The organism is Nostoc sp. (assembly GCF_036916735.1).
Lineage (GTDB): Bacteria > Cyanobacteriota > Cyanobacteriia > Cyanobacteriales > Nostocaceae > Nostoc.
This window is the reverse complement of sequence record NZ_JBALFV010000026.1, coordinates 1-18,128: the sequence shown is the minus strand read 5'-3', so window position 1 is coordinate 18,128 and position 18,128 is coordinate 1. Positions and strand designations below refer to the sequence as shown.

14 protein-coding genes are annotated in these 18,128 nt (G+C 42.3%); 8 read left to right on the top strand and 6 right to left on the bottom strand.

Annotated elements, in window-relative coordinates; translation table 11 throughout:
- Positions 1 to 187 precede the first annotated feature (187 nt).
- On the bottom strand, positions 188 to 1,381 hold the full coding sequence (locus tag V7L20_RS06570) for a Coenzyme F420 hydrogenase/dehydrogenase, beta subunit C-terminal domain (protein WP_334743289.1): 1,194 nt from the start codon (positions 1,379 to 1,381) through the stop codon (positions 188 to 190).
- 146 nt (positions 1,382 to 1,527) lie between these two features.
- Between V7L20_RS06570 and V7L20_RS06565 the strand changes: the two genes are divergently transcribed.
- A complete protein-coding gene (locus V7L20_RS06565; RefSeq protein WP_334743288.1) occupies positions 1,528 to 2,691 on the top strand; it encodes a DUF58 domain-containing protein in 1,164 nt (387 codons plus the stop codon).
- 497 nt (positions 2,692 to 3,188) lie between these two features.
- Here the strand turns inward: V7L20_RS06565 and V7L20_RS06560 are convergent, their stop codons facing one another.
- Entirely contained in the window at positions 3,189 to 3,431 is a 243-nt protein-coding gene (locus tag V7L20_RS06560) for a hypothetical protein (RefSeq protein ID WP_334743287.1), read from the bottom strand.
- A 758-nt stretch (positions 3,432 to 4,189) separates the two neighbouring features.
- Here V7L20_RS06560 and V7L20_RS06555 point away from each other — a divergent pair.
- The 5 genes from V7L20_RS06555 to V7L20_RS06535 all read left to right on the top strand — a co-directional run bounded on the left by V7L20_RS06555 (position 4,190) and on the right by V7L20_RS06535 (position 8,013).
- Complete coding sequence (locus V7L20_RS06555) at positions 4,190 to 4,555, top strand: ferredoxin thioredoxin reductase catalytic beta subunit (RefSeq protein WP_334743324.1); 366 nt, start codon at positions 4,190 to 4,192, stop codon at positions 4,553 to 4,555.
- Positions 4,552 to 4,944: a DUF309 domain-containing protein gene (locus V7L20_RS06550; protein ID WP_334743286.1), complete on the top strand. Its 393-nt coding sequence runs from the start codon at positions 4,552 to 4,554 to the stop codon at positions 4,942 to 4,944. The genes V7L20_RS06555 and V7L20_RS06550 overlap by 4 nt, the downstream gene beginning before the upstream one ends.
- A 262-nt stretch (positions 4,945 to 5,206) precedes the next feature.
- Complete coding sequence (locus V7L20_RS06545) at positions 5,207 to 5,704, top strand: LptA/OstA family protein (protein ID WP_334743285.1); 498 nt, start codon at positions 5,207 to 5,209, stop codon at positions 5,702 to 5,704.
- 30 nt (positions 5,705 to 5,734) lie between these two features.
- On the top strand, positions 5,735 to 6,463 hold the full coding sequence (lptB, locus tag V7L20_RS06540) for an LPS export ABC transporter ATP-binding protein (protein WP_334743284.1): 729 nt from the start codon (positions 5,735 to 5,737) through the stop codon (positions 6,461 to 6,463).
- Between the two features lie 434 nt (positions 6,464 to 6,897).
- Complete coding sequence (locus V7L20_RS06535) at positions 6,898 to 8,013, top strand: LptF/LptG family permease (protein ID WP_334743283.1); 1,116 nt, start codon at positions 6,898 to 6,900, stop codon at positions 8,011 to 8,013.
- A gap of 204 nt (positions 8,014 to 8,217) precedes the next feature.
- Here the strand turns inward: V7L20_RS06535 and V7L20_RS06530 are convergent, their stop codons facing one another.
- Positions 8,218 to 8,838 (bottom strand): CP12 domain-containing protein, encoded by a 621-nt coding sequence (locus V7L20_RS06530; RefSeq protein ID WP_334743323.1) that lies wholly within the window; start codon positions 8,836 to 8,838, stop codon positions 8,218 to 8,220.
- Between the two features lie 430 nt (positions 8,839 to 9,268).
- Between V7L20_RS06530 and V7L20_RS06525 the strand changes: the two genes are divergently transcribed.
- Positions 9,269 to 10,528, top strand: a complete 1,260-nt coding sequence (locus tag V7L20_RS06525; protein ID WP_334743282.1) for a hypothetical protein — start codon at positions 9,269 to 9,271, stop codon at positions 10,526 to 10,528.
- Between the two features lie 31 nt (positions 10,529 to 10,559).
- Here the strand turns inward: V7L20_RS06525 and V7L20_RS06520 are convergent, their stop codons facing one another.
- Positions 10,560 to 11,240 (bottom strand): S-layer homology domain-containing protein, encoded by a 681-nt coding sequence (locus tag V7L20_RS06520; RefSeq protein WP_334743322.1) that lies wholly within the window; start codon positions 11,238 to 11,240, stop codon positions 10,560 to 10,562.
- Between the two features lie 161 nt (positions 11,241 to 11,401).
- On the bottom strand, positions 11,402 to 11,881 hold the full coding sequence (locus tag V7L20_RS06515; RefSeq protein WP_334743281.1) for a hypothetical protein: 480 nt from the start codon (positions 11,879 to 11,881) through the stop codon (positions 11,402 to 11,404).
- A gap of 190 nt (positions 11,882 to 12,071) precedes the next feature.
- Between V7L20_RS06515 and rpiA the strand changes: the two genes are divergently transcribed.
- On the top strand, positions 12,072 to 12,782 hold the full coding sequence (rpiA, locus tag V7L20_RS06510) for a ribose-5-phosphate isomerase RpiA (RefSeq protein ID WP_334743280.1): 711 nt from the start codon (positions 12,072 to 12,074) through the stop codon (positions 12,780 to 12,782).
- A gap of 357 nt (positions 12,783 to 13,139) precedes the next feature.
- Here rpiA and V7L20_RS06505 read toward each other — a convergent pair whose 3' ends face one another.
- Positions 13,140 to 17,399, bottom strand: a complete 4,260-nt coding sequence (locus V7L20_RS06505) for a DUF4347 domain-containing protein (protein ID WP_334743279.1) — start codon at positions 17,397 to 17,399, stop codon at positions 13,140 to 13,142.
- Positions 17,400 to 18,128: the final 729 nt, after the last annotated feature.

Sequence of the window (18,128 nt, the reverse complement as noted above, 5' to 3'; positions counted from 1 at the left end):
AGAATTTTGTTATTATTTGCTACTTTAAGGTATATGCAAATAATTGAAATTTCTCCTTTTCAAGCATTTTACCGCAGTGTGGCAATGGTGATGCAAGTAGTTCAAGAGGAGCTACAGTATGTGACCAATTTTGACATTGTTGGGTGGTGCAATCCCAGTGATAATGCCCAATACCCCAGACTATTTTCTATTCTGGTAACTTATATTGCCCAACAATACGCTTGGCAAACTCAGGAACGTGTGCTTCTAATTTCTCAGGATGATTTCGCTTTACATACAAATAATTCCGAGTAAAGTGAGAATCAATGGAAAACCGTGCATATTCTAAACCCTTGGGGCCGATTTTTTCGATCACCACACCCATAAGTTTTGCAGCCCACATGGGGAGAGTCACCCCTTTATCGTAAGCAGGAATACTTTGCTGTACAGCTTCCTTCCGGTTGCCTTTAGATGTTACTAGTTGGGTGTCTAACTGGTCTTTCACCAAATCCAGCATTTCATTACCAGTATCATTTCTGACTACAATCCATTGCCAGCCGAAGGGTGCGCCCATGTAACCAACAACTAAATCCGCTAAGGAGTTGACATAATCAAAGCAACTCATACAAGATGGGGCAAAGACATCTTTGAGTTGATTGGTTTTCAAGCCAAAGAAAGGCACAGTTTCTGATGAGCCATCCTCATGTTTGAAGTGAACCCGGAAGTCTTGCATAAATTCGTAATGCACAACTGTCTCAGGCGATCGGCTGGTGGTTTCTAAGAATTTTTGCAATCCGGCGCGGTTAACATTATCTACGCAGGGCGTACCCAAAACATACAGCTTTTCTAAACCAAGTTGTTTTTCTACGGCTCGTAGCGCCTGGATCTGACAACCAACACCAATTACCAACAGCCGCTTCATCCCCGATTTCTCTATCTGTTCCAATACAGAAAGGTTGGGGGAAAGAGTTGGTTTGTTTACCCGCGCTGCTAGTATTTCTTGTGGGGTACGGGCGATGATGGGCATAGGTTGAAAACGGTCTTCTTTGGTGTTTTGTACACAGACGACACCTTCAACCATGCCGCAATTGAGCATTTCAATGGCAATACTGCTAACGATACCCGTCCATTGTGCGCCTTCGATAGGCTGTTGTTTTCGCGCTGCCATCATATCTTGGTGAACACCAAAGTACAGTTCATTAGGGTTGTCGAGATGGCGCGATCGCGTGTGCGTTTCTTCTTCAAGTTTGCCTATTTGCTGATTAATAAAAGCGCAGGCTTCCTTGACATAGTGAATATAGTATGTATTGCATAGTCCACACTCGCTACAGAGTTCTTTAGCAGGGCGGCGGCTGGTAGATTTTAAGGCTCTAGCTTTTTTGTGAGGAGAAATTGAGGTCATATAAATTTTTTGTTTGATCCAGGAATTGCTTTTATTACAATACCTTCACTGGCTACGAACTTGACGATAGAGATTGAACAAGAAGAGGATGGACGCAAGCACCAAGACACTGTGAATTGAGGGTAGTGTTGGGTTAAAAAAGAAACATGAAAATTATTAAATCCATCACCAATTGGTTAGAAACTCGCGCCAGTGCTCCTGCTTATGGCGGTTGGGTACTAGCAGCAACAGCTATTTGTTTTTTTGGCGCAGGTATCAATACGATGGCTGGTTGGCTGTACGCCATTAGCGGCATTAGTTTTGCCCTTTTGGGTGTAGCAGCCATCTTACCGCCGCGATCGCTCACAAATCTATCCATCACCAGGCGTCCCATTAAACCTGTGTCAGCAGGCGACGATTTAACTGTGGAATTAGAAATCCGCAATCAAACACAGCAGCCTGTAAGTTTATTGCAAGTTGAGGATATGTTGCCCTTCGTCTTAGGGAAACCAATACAAAAGGCTATCGAAACAATTCCTAGCCAAAGTAGTTACCGTTGGGTATATTACCACCCTACCCAGCGTCGGGGAGTTTATCGTTGGCACACTGTCGAACTGGCTTCTGGTGCGCCTTTGGGGTTATTTTGGTGTCGCCGTCAGCGTGATTCTGCTGCCAGAGCGATCGTCTATCCCACAGTATTACCCTTGCTTACCTGCCCGCTAGTAGACGAAATGGGGCAAGAAGAGAGCAAAAGGGGCGATCCTCGTGGTAAACCCTTGCAGACAGCGACAACGGGGCTAGTGCGATCGCTCCGCCCTTATCGCATCGGAGATCCTACCCGTCTAATCCACTGGCGAACTAGCGCCCGCTATGGAGAATTAAGGGTGCGGGAGTTAGAAATGGTTACAGGTGGACAAGAAATAGTTATTGCCCTTGACAGCGCTAGCAATTGGGAAGAAGAAAACTTTGAACAAGCAGTAATTGCCGCAGCTTCACTGTATTTTTATGCACAGCAACAGCAATTACAGGTGCAATTATGGACAGGATCAACTGATTTAATTAAAGGCGATGCCTATGTTTTAGAAACCTTAGCAGCAACCACAGTATTAGAAGATGCCAGTTCAGTAGTTCCTAAAAGCCATCCTTTGATTTGGCTAACTCAAAACCCCCTAAGCCTTGCTACTCTTCCTCAAGGCAGTCGCTGGATTTTGTGGCCAAATATTTCTTCACCAGGAGAACAACAGGTAATCAATTGGGAACAACCTGGTATAGTTTTGCAAAGCGATCGGCCACTGCAACCCCAACTGCAAAAAACATTAAATTCGTATTAATTAATAACTTTTGGCAAAAAACACACTTAGGAGGGCTATAGGACTCATATTTGATTGCGTGAAAAAAACTTAGTACACCTTTATTCTTTCTTCCCAGCGATGCAGTGAGTTTCGACTTTGCAAAAATCGAGTTTCGGCTACGTGGTAATCGAGTTTCGGCTACGCTCAACTGCCGCAAAGTCGAGATTCAACTACCGCTTGTCGTTGTGTCCCAAGTATTGAGTCTCTACGAGTAATTCACCGAATCAAATCGAATTGCTATATAGGAACAAAACCTACTCTACAGATTGTAAAGCTTTTAGCCCACACAGGTGTAGCTCTTGTTTGTGTAGCCATAACTTCTAGTCGTTTGGGCAAAGTGCAAGGTTTGAGTTAACTTTGCTTTAGTTGTTTACGTCTTAATACTGAACCAGCACTTAAAGTAGCTATTGACAGTAGCGCTGGTAGCAATCTAGGTTCAAGAACAGATGTAACGTTTTCATTAAAGGTAAAGTTATCTAGTGTAAACAGTGTCCCAGGACACCCTTGCTTATAAGATAATCTGGTTCAACTCCACCAAATGCCGTAAACTTTAATTCATCAACATCAAAATAATTAAAATTAACTAAAGTTGGCTGTGTGGTATCTACAACCACAGTTTTTAAATACAAGGTTGTACCGTTGTTTAAACCTTTTACAGTAACCGAAAGACCATCATTCCAAGCAACTGTTAGGTAAGCAACTGTTGAAGTTAAAAACACTATCACTTACTAGGGCTAGGTTTCCGTACTGATTAAAGCTCACGTAGTCTCCTGACACTCTGCCATTGTCAGAGCCTGAAAGTGAAACAGGAGTATACGAGCCATTTAAGTAGCCAAAATTGTCCCAATTAAATCTTCCGTAACCATTAGGAATCTGATCATAAAATGAAACAGGCGCTATATCATCAAAGATTAAAACAGTTGCTTATACTACTGTTTCTATTCCCAACACAATGACTGTTGCTGCGATCGCAGCAGTCGATAACTTTTTTGCAGCACATGAAATACTCATACTAGTAGTTGTAACTCTTCATAAATTTTTGCTTTGTGATTACAACATTTCATAATATACATTAACTCACAGGCAAATAAGTATTATTACTTAGTAATTTTTATAAAGTCTCATAAAGTTTATGATAAAAAGAATTCAATACAATGTATAAATAAAGCCTGACATAAGTCTAATAGAAGGATTGCCCTTGGCATCTTCACTTAGACGCGTCACAGCGTCGTTTGTTGAGTAGAATAAATCAACCTCTTGACTTTTAAAGTCTGCCTCAAGATGCAACTTGAATTTTGATTAGCTTAGAAGTTAAGCTTGTGTGGTTTTTTAGATTTTGTCTGATCCCAGCACACCAAACATATCAACCTTTAAACAAAGGTAAAACAATTTGAATGGGTAAAGTTAGGGAAATACAACCGTAATCCCCTAGTGAGGCTGAGGTACAATGCAAAGAAATATTTAAATTATGAGCGACATGATCACATCAGAAAATAACACAAAATCCAGCGATAAAAGCTTAGAGGCAATGCGACATTTTTCCGAACAATACGCCAAGCGTACTGGAACATACTTCTGTTCTGAACCTTCTGTCACCGCAGTTGTCATTGAAGGACTAGCCAAACATAAAGATGATCTAGGTGCGCCTTTATGCCCCTGTCGCCATTACGAAGATAAAGAGGCTGAGGTTCACGCCACATATTGGAACTGCCCGTGTGTGCCAATGAGAGAACGCAAAGAGTGCCATTGCATGTTGTTCCTCACCCCTGAGAACGAGTTTGCTGGGGAAAAACAAGAAATCTCTCTCGCAACAATTAAAGAAGTGCGAGATAGCATGGGATGAGCGAAACCATCCCCCAAGAGTTTTGGCAAGGCGTAGAACAGTTCAATACTGGTCAGTTTTACGCCTGTCATGACACTTTAGAGGCTTTGTGGATCGAAGCCAGTGAGCCGGAAAAAACCTTTTATCAAGGCATTCTGCAAATTTCTGTGGCGCTGTATCATTTGGAGAATCGCAACTGGCGAGGTGCAGTAATTCTACTGGGAGAAGGCAGCAATCGCCTACGCCGTTACCCATCTAGCTATGGCGGCGTTGACGTGGATGAGCTATTGAGTCAGAGCGCAGTGTTGTTGACGACATTACAACAAATAGGGCCAGATAAGATTACAGCTGGTGATTTGGGTGAAAATCAAGTCTTATCTTTGCCTAGAATTATCATGTCTACTGATTAGACATCTGGTAAATTAATTGTGCGTTGCCTGAAATCCTTGGTAGGCACAATTAATTCATGTAAATGTAAAGCGTCTTCAGGCAGGGTATTGTGTCTACGTTATTTTCACTCAGATGTGAATTTCTTGAAACCTTGAGGTTGGGGGTAGCGTCACTATTTCAGCTAGTAGTTATCGGAAATCACTCCAGATTGGATATTTCATATCTGGATAAAGTACTTGAGATAATTAAAATGCAAGCTGAAATCGTGAATCCCTAATTGCTATGATGCCCTGCTATCAATTGCCCATATCCCAGATGCGTCGCTTTGGATTAGCTTTAATGCTGCCAGTTGCACTCTTGGGCGCTTTTGTCTTCCCTACCCAAGTGCAAACCGCCACTGCACAAACATCTAGAGACAATCGTCCCCTGACTATCCGCGCTGATGTGCAAGAATATGACGCGAAAAACCAAGTAATTACTGCTCGTGGTAATGTGCAAATGTTGTATCCTGCTCGCCAGCTTCAGGCAACATCTGCCCAAGCACAGTACTTTAGCAAAGAACGCCGAATTGATTTTAGTGGGAACGTCTATATTTTGCAACAAGGCGGTAACAGTATCCGGGCGGAGAAGGTAACCTATTTAATCGACGAAGGGCGATTTGTTGCCTTACCTCAATCCAACCGTCAAGTAGAGTCCATCTACATGATCGAGGAATCAGATAATGATAGACAAACTGCAACACCTGCCCCAAAAACACCACCTTTGAAGCCTTCTAATTAGCATTTACCACTAACAAAGGGCGGCTCCAGCGTGAAAATTGTTTTAGAGAATATCCACAAATCTTATAGCAAGCGAGTAATTGTCAATCGTGTCAGTCTTTCTGTTGCTCAGGGCGAAATCGTTGGTTTACTAGGTCCCAATGGGGCTGGTAAAACGACAACATTTTACATTGCCACAGGTTTAGAAAAACCCAATCAAGGAAAAGTCTGGTTGGGTAATCTAGATGTTACAGAAATGCCAATGCACAAAAGGGCGCAACTGGGTATTGGCTATTTAGCACAGGAACCAAGTGTTTTTCGCCAACTCTCGGTAGAGGATAATATTCTCTTGGTGCTAGAGCAAACGAATGTGCCACGATGGGAATGGGCAAGACGACTCACAACTTTACTGCGGGAGTTTCGGTTGGAAAAATTAGCTAATAGCAAAGGAATTCAACTTTCTGGTGGTGAGCGACGGCGGACGGAATTAGCAAGGTCTTTAGCTGCGGGAAAAGAAGGGCCAAAATTTTTACTTTTGGACGAACCATTTGCAGGAGTAGATCCGATCGCAGTCTCAGAAATTCAGCAAATTGTCGCACGACTGCGCGATCGCGGCATGGGAATCCTAATTACAGATCATAATGTCCGCGAAACCTTATCCATTACTGATCGCGCCTACATCATGCGCGAGGGACAAATTCTCGCTTTTGGCGCTGCTGACGAACTCTACGGCAACCCCCTGGTGCGGCAATATTATTTAGGTAATAATTTTCAAGTCTAAATTTATCATTATTTATTTAATAATTTCAAAGGCTATTTTGAAATGTTAAACATGAATTTATTAGTTAGATTTCAAGTATTTAAAATTTAATTTCAAATAAATATAGGACTAATATTTGATTTATGAAAAAGCTCGGTACAACTCGAAAAGCTTAATTTATTATTCCCTATTTCCTATTCTCCACTCCCCGCCTATCGCGCTTGTGCTGCGCTTCTTAGCGAGACGCTTCTCTACCAGAGGCTTGTCGCGACACGCTCCGCGAACGCCAACGCGAACGCGCACCACGTAGATAATTTCAAAAATCAAATACGATTCTTATAGTAAATATATTTTATTTTGCCAGGGTTGCTAACATTTAAATTTTCAAGTTAATCATGATATCAAAGAAACTTACGTCTTTCTACAACCTCTATTCGCTGCTGCCTTTTACGATCATGGATCGTTATCTTGCTAGCGAATTGTTAGCGCCGTTTTTCTTTGGTGTCGGAGCTTTTTCATCAATTGGCGTTACTATCGATGCAGTATTTGATTTAGTCAGAAAAATTGTAGAATCTGGGCTACCCATAGGCATTGCCATTCAGGTTTTTTTGTTAAAGTTTCCCAACTTTATTGTTTTAGCCTTCCCCATGTCTACACTGCTAGCTACTTTGATGACTTACAGTCGTCTTTCTAGCGAGAGCGAACTAATTGCCCTGCGTGGTTGTGGAGTAAGTGCCTATCGCATAGCACTAACTGCTGTGATATTGAGTTTTGTAGTCACAGGAATGACATTTGTATTTAACGAACAAATTGCACCAGCAGCAAATTACCAAGCAGCGATGACTTTGGATAACGCCCTTAAATCAGATAAGCCAACTTTTAAACAGCAAAATATTTTCTATCCTGAATACCAGGATGTTACACAGCCAGATGGCTCTAATAATAAAATATTGACACGCTTGTTTTATGCTGACCAATTTGATGGTAAGCGGATGTTAGGTTTGACGATTATAGATCGTTCAACAAAAGGTCTGAATCAAATTGTGGTATCAGAATCTGCCCAATGGAATCCCTCTCAAAATGTCTGGGATTTTTACAATGGTACTATCTATTTTGTCGCTGCCGATCGCTCTTATCGCAACATCGTCAGATTTGAACACCAACAACTGCAACTACCGCGCACGCCACTAAGTCTGGCAGAAAAAAGTCGAGACTATGGTGAGATGAATATTGCTGAAGCACTAGATCAACTACAAGTAGAACTTCTCGGTGGCGATCGCCAAAAAATTCGTAAACTCGAAGTGCGGATTCAACAAAAAATCTCCTTACCTTTTGTATGTGTAGTTTTTGGCTTGGTAGGTGCAGCAATGGGAAGCATACCTCAGCGAACTGGCCGAGGTACAAGCTTTGGGATTAGTGTTGTAGTAATTTTTTCGTACTACTTAATTTTCTTTATTAGTGGTGCGATCGCGCAAGCAGGTGTCCTCTCTCCCTTTATAGGGGCTTGGTTGCCCAACTTTCTTTTTTTGGGAATAGGTCTGTTCTTATTGATGCGAGTTGCCAATCGGTAAATTGAAATAGCAGCGAGCAGGGGAAGCAGGGCAAGCAGAACTATTGACCAATCCCCAGTCCCCAATTCGCAGCGATGCACTGAGTTTCGACTGCGCTCAACTACCACTTGTCGTTCGTGGAGCGTCTCGTTGGCGCAGCCTCTCGTAGAGAAGAAAAGTGTCCCCAATCCCCAATGCCCCTTCCTCTTCATCTCCACACTTCAATTACGGATGATAATTTCGACATTCTGGTGCATTTGGATTTTCTTTACAGTATTCTTCAAAAGAGACTTTGGCTGATACCATACCCTCAGCTTTCTGATGAGCGGCTTCTGCTTGAAGTTCTTCTACTTCATCCCAGGCGGCTGCACAGGCTTTAGAATAAGCACCTTGTTCGGTACAAATAGCCCGAGAATGCTCAATGGCTTTTTGAATTCTCTCTTCCAGCAATAGGGCTTTTGGCGCTTCCACAAAATCGCTTTTGGTCAAAATGTCGGTAATTGAAATGATGCCCAACAGCTTACCTTGAATCACAGGCGCTCGATGAATACCAGTGTTAGCAAATAACCGCGCTACATATTCCACGCCCAAATCAGGATTGACCACAATGCAAGGCTTGCTCATAATTTCGTAAACCCGCACTTGCTTTGGGTCTTTGCCGTAGGCTGTTACTTTATAAACAATATCCGTTTCTGTGACAATGCCATAAGCATCATTGTCATAGCGACGATCTACAACTAGCGCCCGCAATTTTTTGTCCTTCATCAGCCCCACTGCTTCAGCAACAGTCGCCGAACCGCGAATGGTAACTACATCTTTGGTCATGATATCTTCAGCTTTCATCATTGCTGTAGTCTCCTGGTTAATAGTACGGTGCAGCACAGTGCCTTCAGAGGCATATCGGAGCATTGCAGCATACAGTTTAATTTCCTAACTAGAAAATAAAAAAGTTGAACTTTTGTCCAGCTACAACAATAAATTAGACCAGTTGTCAACTCCTGATGTTATCCAATTTGACCGATACCCAAAAATCAGCATAAATTGCCATAACTTTATAGAAAATCTCCCCAAAGGACTTCAGCCCCTAAAAAGTAAATTTTTGACTACTACATATCTATTGGTACTGACTAATAACTGATGGAGAAGTTAGGATAAAATTACTATTCAACTTCAGTTGAGATATTTCCTGTTAAGGAAAGTAAAAAAATTAAACAGCAACGCCATCAGCTTCCATCAAGTTTTACCGATTTCAAGTAAATTTCAATTATTAATACCCATGCCAAATCGTGATTATCCTCCCGCCTACTTACGCTATCTCAAAGCCAGGTTATGGAATTTGGGGCGACCTGGTTTTTGGGGCACTGCAATTTTTTTATCAGTAGTCGGACTAGTAACTTGGGAATACTGGTCAAACCCAGATATTTTCGTTTATAAGCAAAAAAGCCAAGTTGCTTCCCAAGAGCCTGCTGATTACTCACTTTCAGAAGAAAACAAAGCCATTGCAGCAGATATTGATAACCTACCAGTTTTATTTAATGACTTTGATCAAGCAACTCCTTCAGTAACCCCGAATAACTCCAAAGAAAATACTGAGGCAAAAAATAGTCAAAACTCCTTAGAGGATGTAATTAAAAAACAAAATTCTGCTAATGATACCAAATTAAATCCTAGTCTAGGCGTTAATGCCAATACCTCTCCAGGTGTGAAAAATCCCTTTGTTGTACAAACAGAAAATTTATTGCGGACTGGGACGGTTGATAATAATAGCCAGTTTTTAGGTATTAAGCCCTTAACTACGACATCTGAATCAACAGAGGGGGAAACATCTTCTAGCCTGGGTATTGGATTAACGAATCAAACCAACAAGAATCAAAATTCTGTCTCCACCAGCCCTCTGCAACCAGCACTCAACCAATCGACAAACCAGCAATATTCTAGCTTCAATGGGACTGCAACTCAGACAAATACTTTAAGCCAAGCCTCTGAGCCAGGAACAACGTTGATGCCACCCATTAAAAGCTTACCCAGTCAGAATTCTCTACCAAGTGCTGGGTTAACTACTCAGACAGGCTACACCTCAACGGGTACGAACTTGCAGCAAAATCCCTACAGTAATGTAAATAACTTAAATAACGGTCAGATATTGCCTAGTAATGGGTTAAATACTCCTACAGGTTATACATCAACGGGTACGAACTTACCACAAAATCCCTACAATAATTTAAATAACGGTCAGGTCGTGCCTAATGTAGCACCATTAACGCCCCCAGGTACTTATGCTGCACCAAGTAATATTGCACCTTACTCTAGCCAAATTCCAAATCAAGGTGTTGTCACCTCTACAAATCCTGTGGGATATGGGAATTATGGGTTACAGCAACCGACGCAACCACCACAATCTACTTATGGGAATTATGGGTTGCAGCAACCGACGCAACCAGTACAGCCTAATTACGTGTTGCAGCAACCAACACAGTCTAATTCTTTATATCTTCGCCAGATTCGAGACAGGTATAGAGGTTCAGATCAAAGGTGATTTGTAAGCACCTTGGCTGGATAAAGTCTAGCTAAGGTGTTTGTGGACTATTTGGAATAATCGGAACTTCTGGTGTTTCGGGTTGTTTCTGTTGTCGTTGTAAATATTTACTCAATACATAAGCCATATCTCCACGGGTTACAGGTTTTAATGGGGAAATATAGCCTTGAGCATCTGTATTGAGAAATCCTTCAGTAGCGACTGTAGCGATCGCTTTTCTAGCCCAAGTTGGGATAGACTTTTCATCTGGATATGAAGCCAGAATATCATTCACAGCCTCATCGGGAAATTGAAATACACCATAAGCCTGGGCGAAAATAGCAAGAGCTTCAGCCCTTGTCACCTTTTGGTTAGGGAAGAATTCATTGCCCCGATAGCCTTTCATGATGTCAGTTTTTAACACTGTCTGTATATCATTAAATGCCCAATGAGAACGAGGAACATCTGGAATAGCTAAATTTTCTTTGCTAACACCTTGTCTTTTATTTAGCCCAAATGCTTTTACCATAATTGACGCTAATTCGGCCCTACTGAGTAACTTTTCTGGATAAAACTTGCCATCAGAAAAGTTTGTCATCCATTTGACAGCAGTTACCTGTTGAATGGCATCAGATGGGACTTGAGAAGTATTTTCTGGCACTGAGGTCTGAGCAATTGTCGGTAAGTTTTGTAGGAGTGCCACTAAAGATAGAATAATTGAAAGCTGACGCATCATAATAACCACTTTTAGTTGGTAAGTGAATTTAAAAAACTACGTTACTGAGGCTAAAGCAAAATTTAGTATTTTTTATAACCTGTAATTCAGGTAATGACGAATTTAGGCTGGGCAATGTTGCTCTAGCTACACTCCATGTAGCTATGTAGCTAGAAATTTTAAAAATTAGGACTATGTTCATGATCCCAGCACTTCCCATCATTCCAGATTCTACCAGTGTGTTCACATTCTGCTTTATCGTCAATCCAAGGAATTGAAGTAGGGTAATACGAGCTAGATGTGGGAGTAAGTGAAGACAATGCAAAAGGAAATATAGTGTAGCTACAAATCGATAGAATAATTAGAAATCCTAGAAGAAATAAGATATTGGCAGGAGTCCAAAAAGGATATAAACCTCTTTCAGAGCGTAAACGCTCTTTAGAGCGGCGTTCTGAACCTGCTAGCAACACCAGATAAAATCTTAATCTGGGAATTGGTACTGAAACTCTTATGTCTATAGAATGACGTTTCGTAGCACGAGAGGCCAAACCCTTTTTTATCGCTTCTAATTGCTCTACCGTGAAGGTATTTGCTATTTTCGGGTCAATCTCAGCAAAAAGCTGCTTAAAAGTCGGATCAGTATCCTGTGTTTTTTTCATGTTCATCGTATATTAATATACATTATATACATTAGTCATCTCCTTTGTTCCGGACACTAGGATGTTTTATTTTTTAAAAGTCTCTAATCAAGGAAGTAGAAACTACCAAAAACTTGTTTTTTACCTTTCATCTTTTGAGGTTATCTGCCCACTACTATGGACTATAGTCAGTTTTTCAGGAGTTTTGGCAATGACCGCAGCAGCAGATCCCGTAAAGTTGATGAAGCAAGAAGTTGGCAAAGCCGCCGCCGCCTTAGTAAAGTCGGGTTCTATTGTGGGATTGGGTACGGGGTCAACGACAGCATATACGATTCAGTTTTTGGGCGATCGCCTCAAGTCTGGTGAACTTAAAGATATCATTGGTATACCGACATCATTTCAGTCAGAAGTACTGGCGAAGCAATACGGTGTACCTCTGGCCACCTTGGATGCTATTGACCACATCGATATTGCCATTGATGGCGCAGATGAAGTCGATCCGCAGAAGAATTTGATTAAAGGCGGTGGTGCAGCACATACCCGCGAAAAAGTCGTGGACTACCTGGCAGAACAGTTTATCGTCGTGGTAGATAGTGGTAAGTTAGTAGAACGCTTGGGTTCTACTTTCGCTGTACCTGTGGAAGTGATTCCAATGGCAATTACTCCTGTGACTAATGCCATTAAAAAACTCGGTGGCAAACCTGAACTCCGCATGGGTGTAAAAAAAGCTGGGCCAGTGATCACCGATCAAGGTAACTTTGTTTTAGATGTCAGATTTGAATCTATTGAAGATCCAGTCAGCCTAGAAAAGACATTGAATAATATTCCCGGCGTCCTGGAAAATGGTATTTTCGTTAACTGTGTTGATTTAGTTTTGATTGGTGAAGTTAAAGATGGTCAACCATTAGTGCGGCAACTGTAAGAGTTATAGATTTTGGATTTTAGATTTCACAGACATCTAAAATCCGAAACTTCTTTCGCTACAGTAACCCAAAATTAATATTCTTCATCGCCTCAATATGCGATCACAGTTTTGCCTTATCTTGCCCAATAATTAGTGAAGTACCTACATCGACTGCTAGGCAGTACGGTGTAGGCTTCGGGTAAACTCCCAAATTTTCATGAGGGTACTCATAGAACCTGATAGCGAAGCGTCAGCTGATACTTTGGGGTCAGATTCTATCATCAATTTACCCTTCCGGCTTTTTATAATTGGAAAAACTCCCAGAGTCGTGTGAGGTTCAATCTTAAAACAGTCCCTACAGACTAGAGTTCAGCGCTAGACGATGACATTAGTACCGACTACCAGGTTTGTCGCAGTGAAATTATTCAAAGTTGCAAAAGTATAAAAATTGTCACCAAAGTAGGCAAATTGAACTTGTGTAGAAGTACCGGATTGCACAAACCGCAGATAACCATCTGAGATGGGATTACTGCTACTGTAGCCTTGACTCTTAAATAAGCCAGTAAGGATTAACTTATCCTCACTTTTATTAAAGTCAGTGATTGTATCACCATTGCTAATGTTTTGGTAAATGAACTGGTCATTACCACTACCGCCAGTCAGCGTATTACTAAAATTACCGCCAATGAGGATGTCATTACCAGCACCTCCGATGAGGTTATTATTACCAGCACCACCAACCAGGGTATCATTACCATCACCACCAATCAGGGTATCCTTACCAGCACCACCGCGCAGCAGGTCGTTACCACTCTTGCCGTCAATGCGGTCATCGCCCCCTTGACCATTAATAACATCTGCTGAATTGTCAAAGCCATTGATATTGTTGTTTAGATCATTGAGAAAGGTAACTGTGTTTTTGTTGAAGATGGTGCTTTGGGTGGAATTGGCATCGAAGACATCAAAGCTTTCACTAATGCTGGTTTGCCCATTAAATAGGATATTGCCTACTGCTGATACGTTCTCTAGGTTTTCCAGAGAAAAGTTTTGTAGGATAACTTTATCATTAGCCACCCCTTCAAAGGTAACTTCCAGATTGTTACTATTCTGGGTGAGTAGTAGATTTCGGGCTGTCAATCCAGCACCTTGAAATTTGAGGGTATCCACTTCGGCAATGATTGCTGCTGATGGATTTGAGCCTTTACCTAGCCCACCGAAATCGGTAATGGTATCAACGCCGTCACCTAAGTTGTAAACAAATCTATCTTTGCCGCCGCCACCAGTTAAGATGTCGTTACCTTGATTACCTGTGATGGTATCGTTCCCGGCTTGAGCGTTAATTATGTCACCGTTGTTCTTGCCTACTAAATTATCAGCGCCATTGGTTCCATTTAGACCGTTAAACTCTAATGCACCAATATCAACTGTATTCTGAGATATTCTGTTAAATCCATCACCCCGTTGATCAGTTGTGATACCTACTGGAATGAGAGCATTATTGCCAGCGTTAATGGCGGGACTATCCGCAAGTAAGGCATTAGTAAAGGTTGTACCACCATTGTTTTGCAGGGGGCTGAGTTTTGGATCAATGAGGTTGGTTCTGGTGCCGACGAAGGTGCTGGTAGTAAAGCCAGTGCTAGCAGTGTTGTCGCCAATTAGGTTATTACCAGCGTCGGTGAAGCTGCCAAAAACGTCGCGGGAATTACTGGAATCGCGGGGATCATCAGGATCGCCTATGTAGAAGTTGCCTGCAATGATGGTATCGCCAACGATAACAGTGCCGCCATTACTTACAACACCCCCACCGTTGCCATAAACATTGTAAAAGCCCTCTGCTGTGTTATTGGTAATGGTGTCATTGGTAAGGGTGAGAGTGCCGCTGTTCAAGATGCCGCCGCCGGTATAATATACACTATTATCAGAGACAGTGCTGTTAGTCAGGCTAAAAGTACCTGAGTTAGAGATGCCACCGCCGTCTGCCGCACTATTATTAGAGACAGTGCTGGTAGTGATATCGACAGTGCCTGAGTTATAAATGCCACCGCCGTAAGATGGGTAAGGGTCAGGAACATAACGATTAAGACCACTGGCATCCGCCCTATTATTAGAGACAGTGCTGTTATTTATACTGAGTTTGCCTGTGTTGAATATGCCACCGCCATAGGCTGTGTTGTAACCGACGTATGCGTAATTATTAGAGACAGTGCTGCTAGTCAGACTCAGGTTGCCTTTGTTAAAGATGCCCCCGCCTAATGATGACCCTCTATTACCAGAGACAGTGCTGTTAAGGAGACTGAGGTTGCCTCTGTTAAATATGCCGCCTACTTCCCCTCTATTGTCAGAGACAGTGCTGTTAGTCAGGCTGAGGCTGGTATTGCTATTGAGTAAAATACTGCCTAAAGGATCATTAGCATTAGCAATCTTTAAGCCATCAATGCTGACATCTGTCCCAGAACCTGATATCTCAAACACGCCTGAGGAATTATTCCCACTCACAATAAGGTTAGATACCCCAGTCCCCAAAATGGTAATATCATTGGTAATGGTTAATTTGCCAGAGGTCAGGGTGATGATATCTGGGGTGGCATCGGTGAACACGCCCGCAAAGGTAATCGTATCTGCCCCAACGGTGGCATTGGCATTGAGGATAGCCTGCCGCAATGACCCCGATCCAGAATCGTTGGTATTAGTTACCACAAATGTGCCAGTATTAACAGGTGGCGGGGTGACAGGGGATTGGACTTCGTAAGCACCAATATCAACAACACCGTTGAATATTCGGTTAAATCGAGCGCCGCGTTGGTCAGTGGTGACACCAGTAGTAACTAGGGAATTCTTGCCAGCATCAATAGCAGGGCTATTCGCAAGTAACGCCTGGGTAAAAGTTGCACCACCGTTATTTTGCAGCAGTCCGAGTTTGGGGTCAATGGGGCTACCACTTGTGCCGACGAGGGTGCTGGTGGTAAAGGCAGTGCTACCAGTATTATTGCCAATCAGGTTATTGCCGGAGTCAACCAAGCCACCACTTACGTCAGGGTGTATATCACCGGAGGTGGACTTGTCGAAGTTGCCTGCAATAATGGTGTTACTAACACTAACGTCATCAGAGGAATCCAAGGAACTAAAAACGCCTCCGCCATTACCAGTACCATTACCATCTGAGTCAGCTGTGTTGTTATTAATTGTAGTGCTAATTAGGGTGAGGCTGTTGTCACCGACGTAGGCTTGGTCATTGTATATGCCACCGCCATCCTCTAACGCAGTATTGCCAGAGATGGTGCTATTAGTTAGAGTAGCTGATCCGGAACTATAACCATCATCATTTCCGTTAAAAATGCCACCACCGGAGGTTGCAGTATTGCCAGAGACAGTGCTATTTGTCAGCCTGAGATTACCGCCTTGATTATAGATGCCACCACCGGAGTTTGCCGTATTGCCAGAGACACTGCTGTTAATTAGGCTGAGAATACCAGTTTTACCAGAGGAAGCATCATTAAAAATGCCGCCTCCGGCAGTATTGCCATTATAAATCTTGCTTGCCCCGGTATTGCCATAAACACTGCTGTTAGTTAGGCTCAGAGTACCACTGTTATAGATACCGCCTTGGGTATTGCCAAAGACGCTGGTGTAAGCAAGACTGAGGATGCCGCTATTAGAAATGCCATTTCCTGCTGTATTACCAGACACACTGCTTTTAGCTAGGTTGAGGATGGAACTTCTATTAACCTTAATACTGCCGCTAGCGATCGCCAGTCCATTAATATTGACACTTGTCCCTAATCCTGATATCTCGAATACTGTAGAGGCATTCTTTCCAGTCACAGTAAGCTTAGATGTCCCAGTCCCCAAGATGGTAACATCATCGGTAATCGTCAGTTGCCCAGAGGTGAGCGTGATGGTATCTGGGGTGGTATCTTTGAATATTCCCCCAAAAGCGATCGTATCATCCCCAGCAGTAGCGTTGGCTAAGTTAATTGCCTCCCGGAGTGTTGTGATGCCGTTGTTCGGATCGCCATCATCTGTGTCCCCAGTATTATTTACCGTGAACGTCGCCAGTACCCCTGCGTAAGCCTGCCGCGTAGTTTCTGCAAATGCTAAACTCACTTCCATATCAGCCGTGCGGACTTCTAACTGCCAGTTACCGCCTAATGCTGCATTACCAATTTGCTGACGAGAAGCGGCAATATTTGCTTTGGTGAGTTGGTGCAGTTTGTCTACAAATTCTGTCCCAGCATCACCCAAAGCCACATTGCAACTATAGATGAGTAAGTTCCAAAGGTTATTACTTTTGGCAGAGGTTGAAAATAGATTTTGCCATAATTGCAGTTGCTGGCTGTATTCGTCGAGAGTATCCAATCCTAAATGGGTGTTGCCCAATTGTAAGCAACCTGGGGCACCATGGCACACAATATGAATATTAGTTAAATTTGGACGATTGCAACTCGCTAGAATTTCTGTAATTTGTTCAATACCATCCTGTGTTGATTCAAGCACGAACACTTGGGCATTATCAAGCACGCCATTGACCAAATCGCTATAGTCTTCAACCGCCATGTCGATGAAAACTAAGCTATGAACATAGGAAGTGGAAGTTGTAGGATTTACTTGGAAATGTGAGGTATGTATCGTTGCCATTTGTTTACTTCGAGCTAAGGTAATGAAGGAAACTCAAACGAGTGCATCTCATTTTGGTAGATATATAGTTAGAGGATGTTTGAAAAGTCCTCCAGCGTGTGTTTCACGACCCTGGCTACCGAGAAACTGCTACGAGAGAATCGGAGTTCTGGAATTTGAGATCGCACCTCTGAGTCGCACTTGAGCTCAAGCCGACCCTTTTCAAACATCCTCTTAAGCTTCAAACTGAAGTTGCTGCTTTTGGGATTTTATAAAATATCTGGTTTTTCAGTATTTATTATGCAAATTCCAGCAGATTTAAAGTTGGTGAGGTACACAACGATTCGTCTGTTACCCCAGGTATAAAGCGTGTTTTACTCCTGTATTCTGTATTTTGAATTATGCTAAATTAGTTAAACATCAAAAATTGGCTTAAAAGTAAAGATCATCTGCTTTGGGGAAGTCAAAAGTCAAAAGCCCAAATCATTGCCACAATCATAAAATTTTAGTAGAAAATTTTTATATTTTTTGTCTAGCAAGGCTTTCAGAATTTTATAAAGCGATATCAACATAATATGTAATCAATAACCCAATATGCTTGGCTCTGTGGAAAATTGTAGTAGCGCGGCAAGCTTAAAATATTGGGTAAAGAGGTTAGGGACGACTACCGAATGAACCCCAACAAGTACATCGTCAATCTCAGTGAAGCAGAGCGCGCTCGCCTGAAAGATATTAGTCGAAACGGTCAAG

Coding starts and splice junctions, on each gene's coding strand:
- V7L20_RS06525 (WP_334743282.1), top strand. CDS start 9,269: ATGCCAAATCGTGATTATCCTCCCGCCTACTTACGCTATCTCAAAGCC.
- V7L20_RS06535 (WP_334743283.1), top strand. CDS start 6,898: ATGGATCGTTATCTTGCTAGCGAATTGTTAGCGCCGTTTTTCTTTGGT.
- V7L20_RS06530 (WP_334743323.1), bottom strand. CDS start 8,838: ATGATGAAAGCTGAAGATATCATGACCAAAGATGTAGTTACCATTCGC.
- V7L20_RS06520 (WP_334743322.1), bottom strand. CDS start 11,240: ATGCGTCAGCTTTCAATTATTCTATCTTTAGTGGCACTCCTACAAAAC.
- V7L20_RS06565 (WP_334743288.1), top strand. CDS start 1,528: ATGAAAATTATTAAATCCATCACCAATTGGTTAGAAACTCGCGCCAGT.
- rpiA (WP_334743280.1), top strand. CDS start 12,072: ATGACCGCAGCAGCAGATCCCGTAAAGTTGATGAAGCAAGAAGTTGGC.
- V7L20_RS06505 (WP_334743279.1), bottom strand. CDS start 17,399: ATGGCAACGATACATACCTCACATTTCCAAGTAAATCCTACAACTTCC.
- V7L20_RS06570 (WP_334743289.1), bottom strand. CDS start 1,381: ATGACCTCAATTTCTCCTCACAAAAAAGCTAGAGCCTTAAAATCTACC.
- V7L20_RS06550 (WP_334743286.1), top strand. CDS start 4,552: ATGAGCGAAACCATCCCCCAAGAGTTTTGGCAAGGCGTAGAACAGTTC.
- V7L20_RS06515 (WP_334743281.1), bottom strand. CDS start 11,881: ATGAAAAAAACACAGGATACTGATCCGACTTTTAAGCAGCTTTTTGCT.
- V7L20_RS06555 (WP_334743324.1), top strand. CDS start 4,190: ATGATCACATCAGAAAATAACACAAAATCCAGCGATAAAAGCTTAGAG.
- V7L20_RS06545 (WP_334743285.1), top strand. CDS start 5,207: ATGATGCCCTGCTATCAATTGCCCATATCCCAGATGCGTCGCTTTGGA.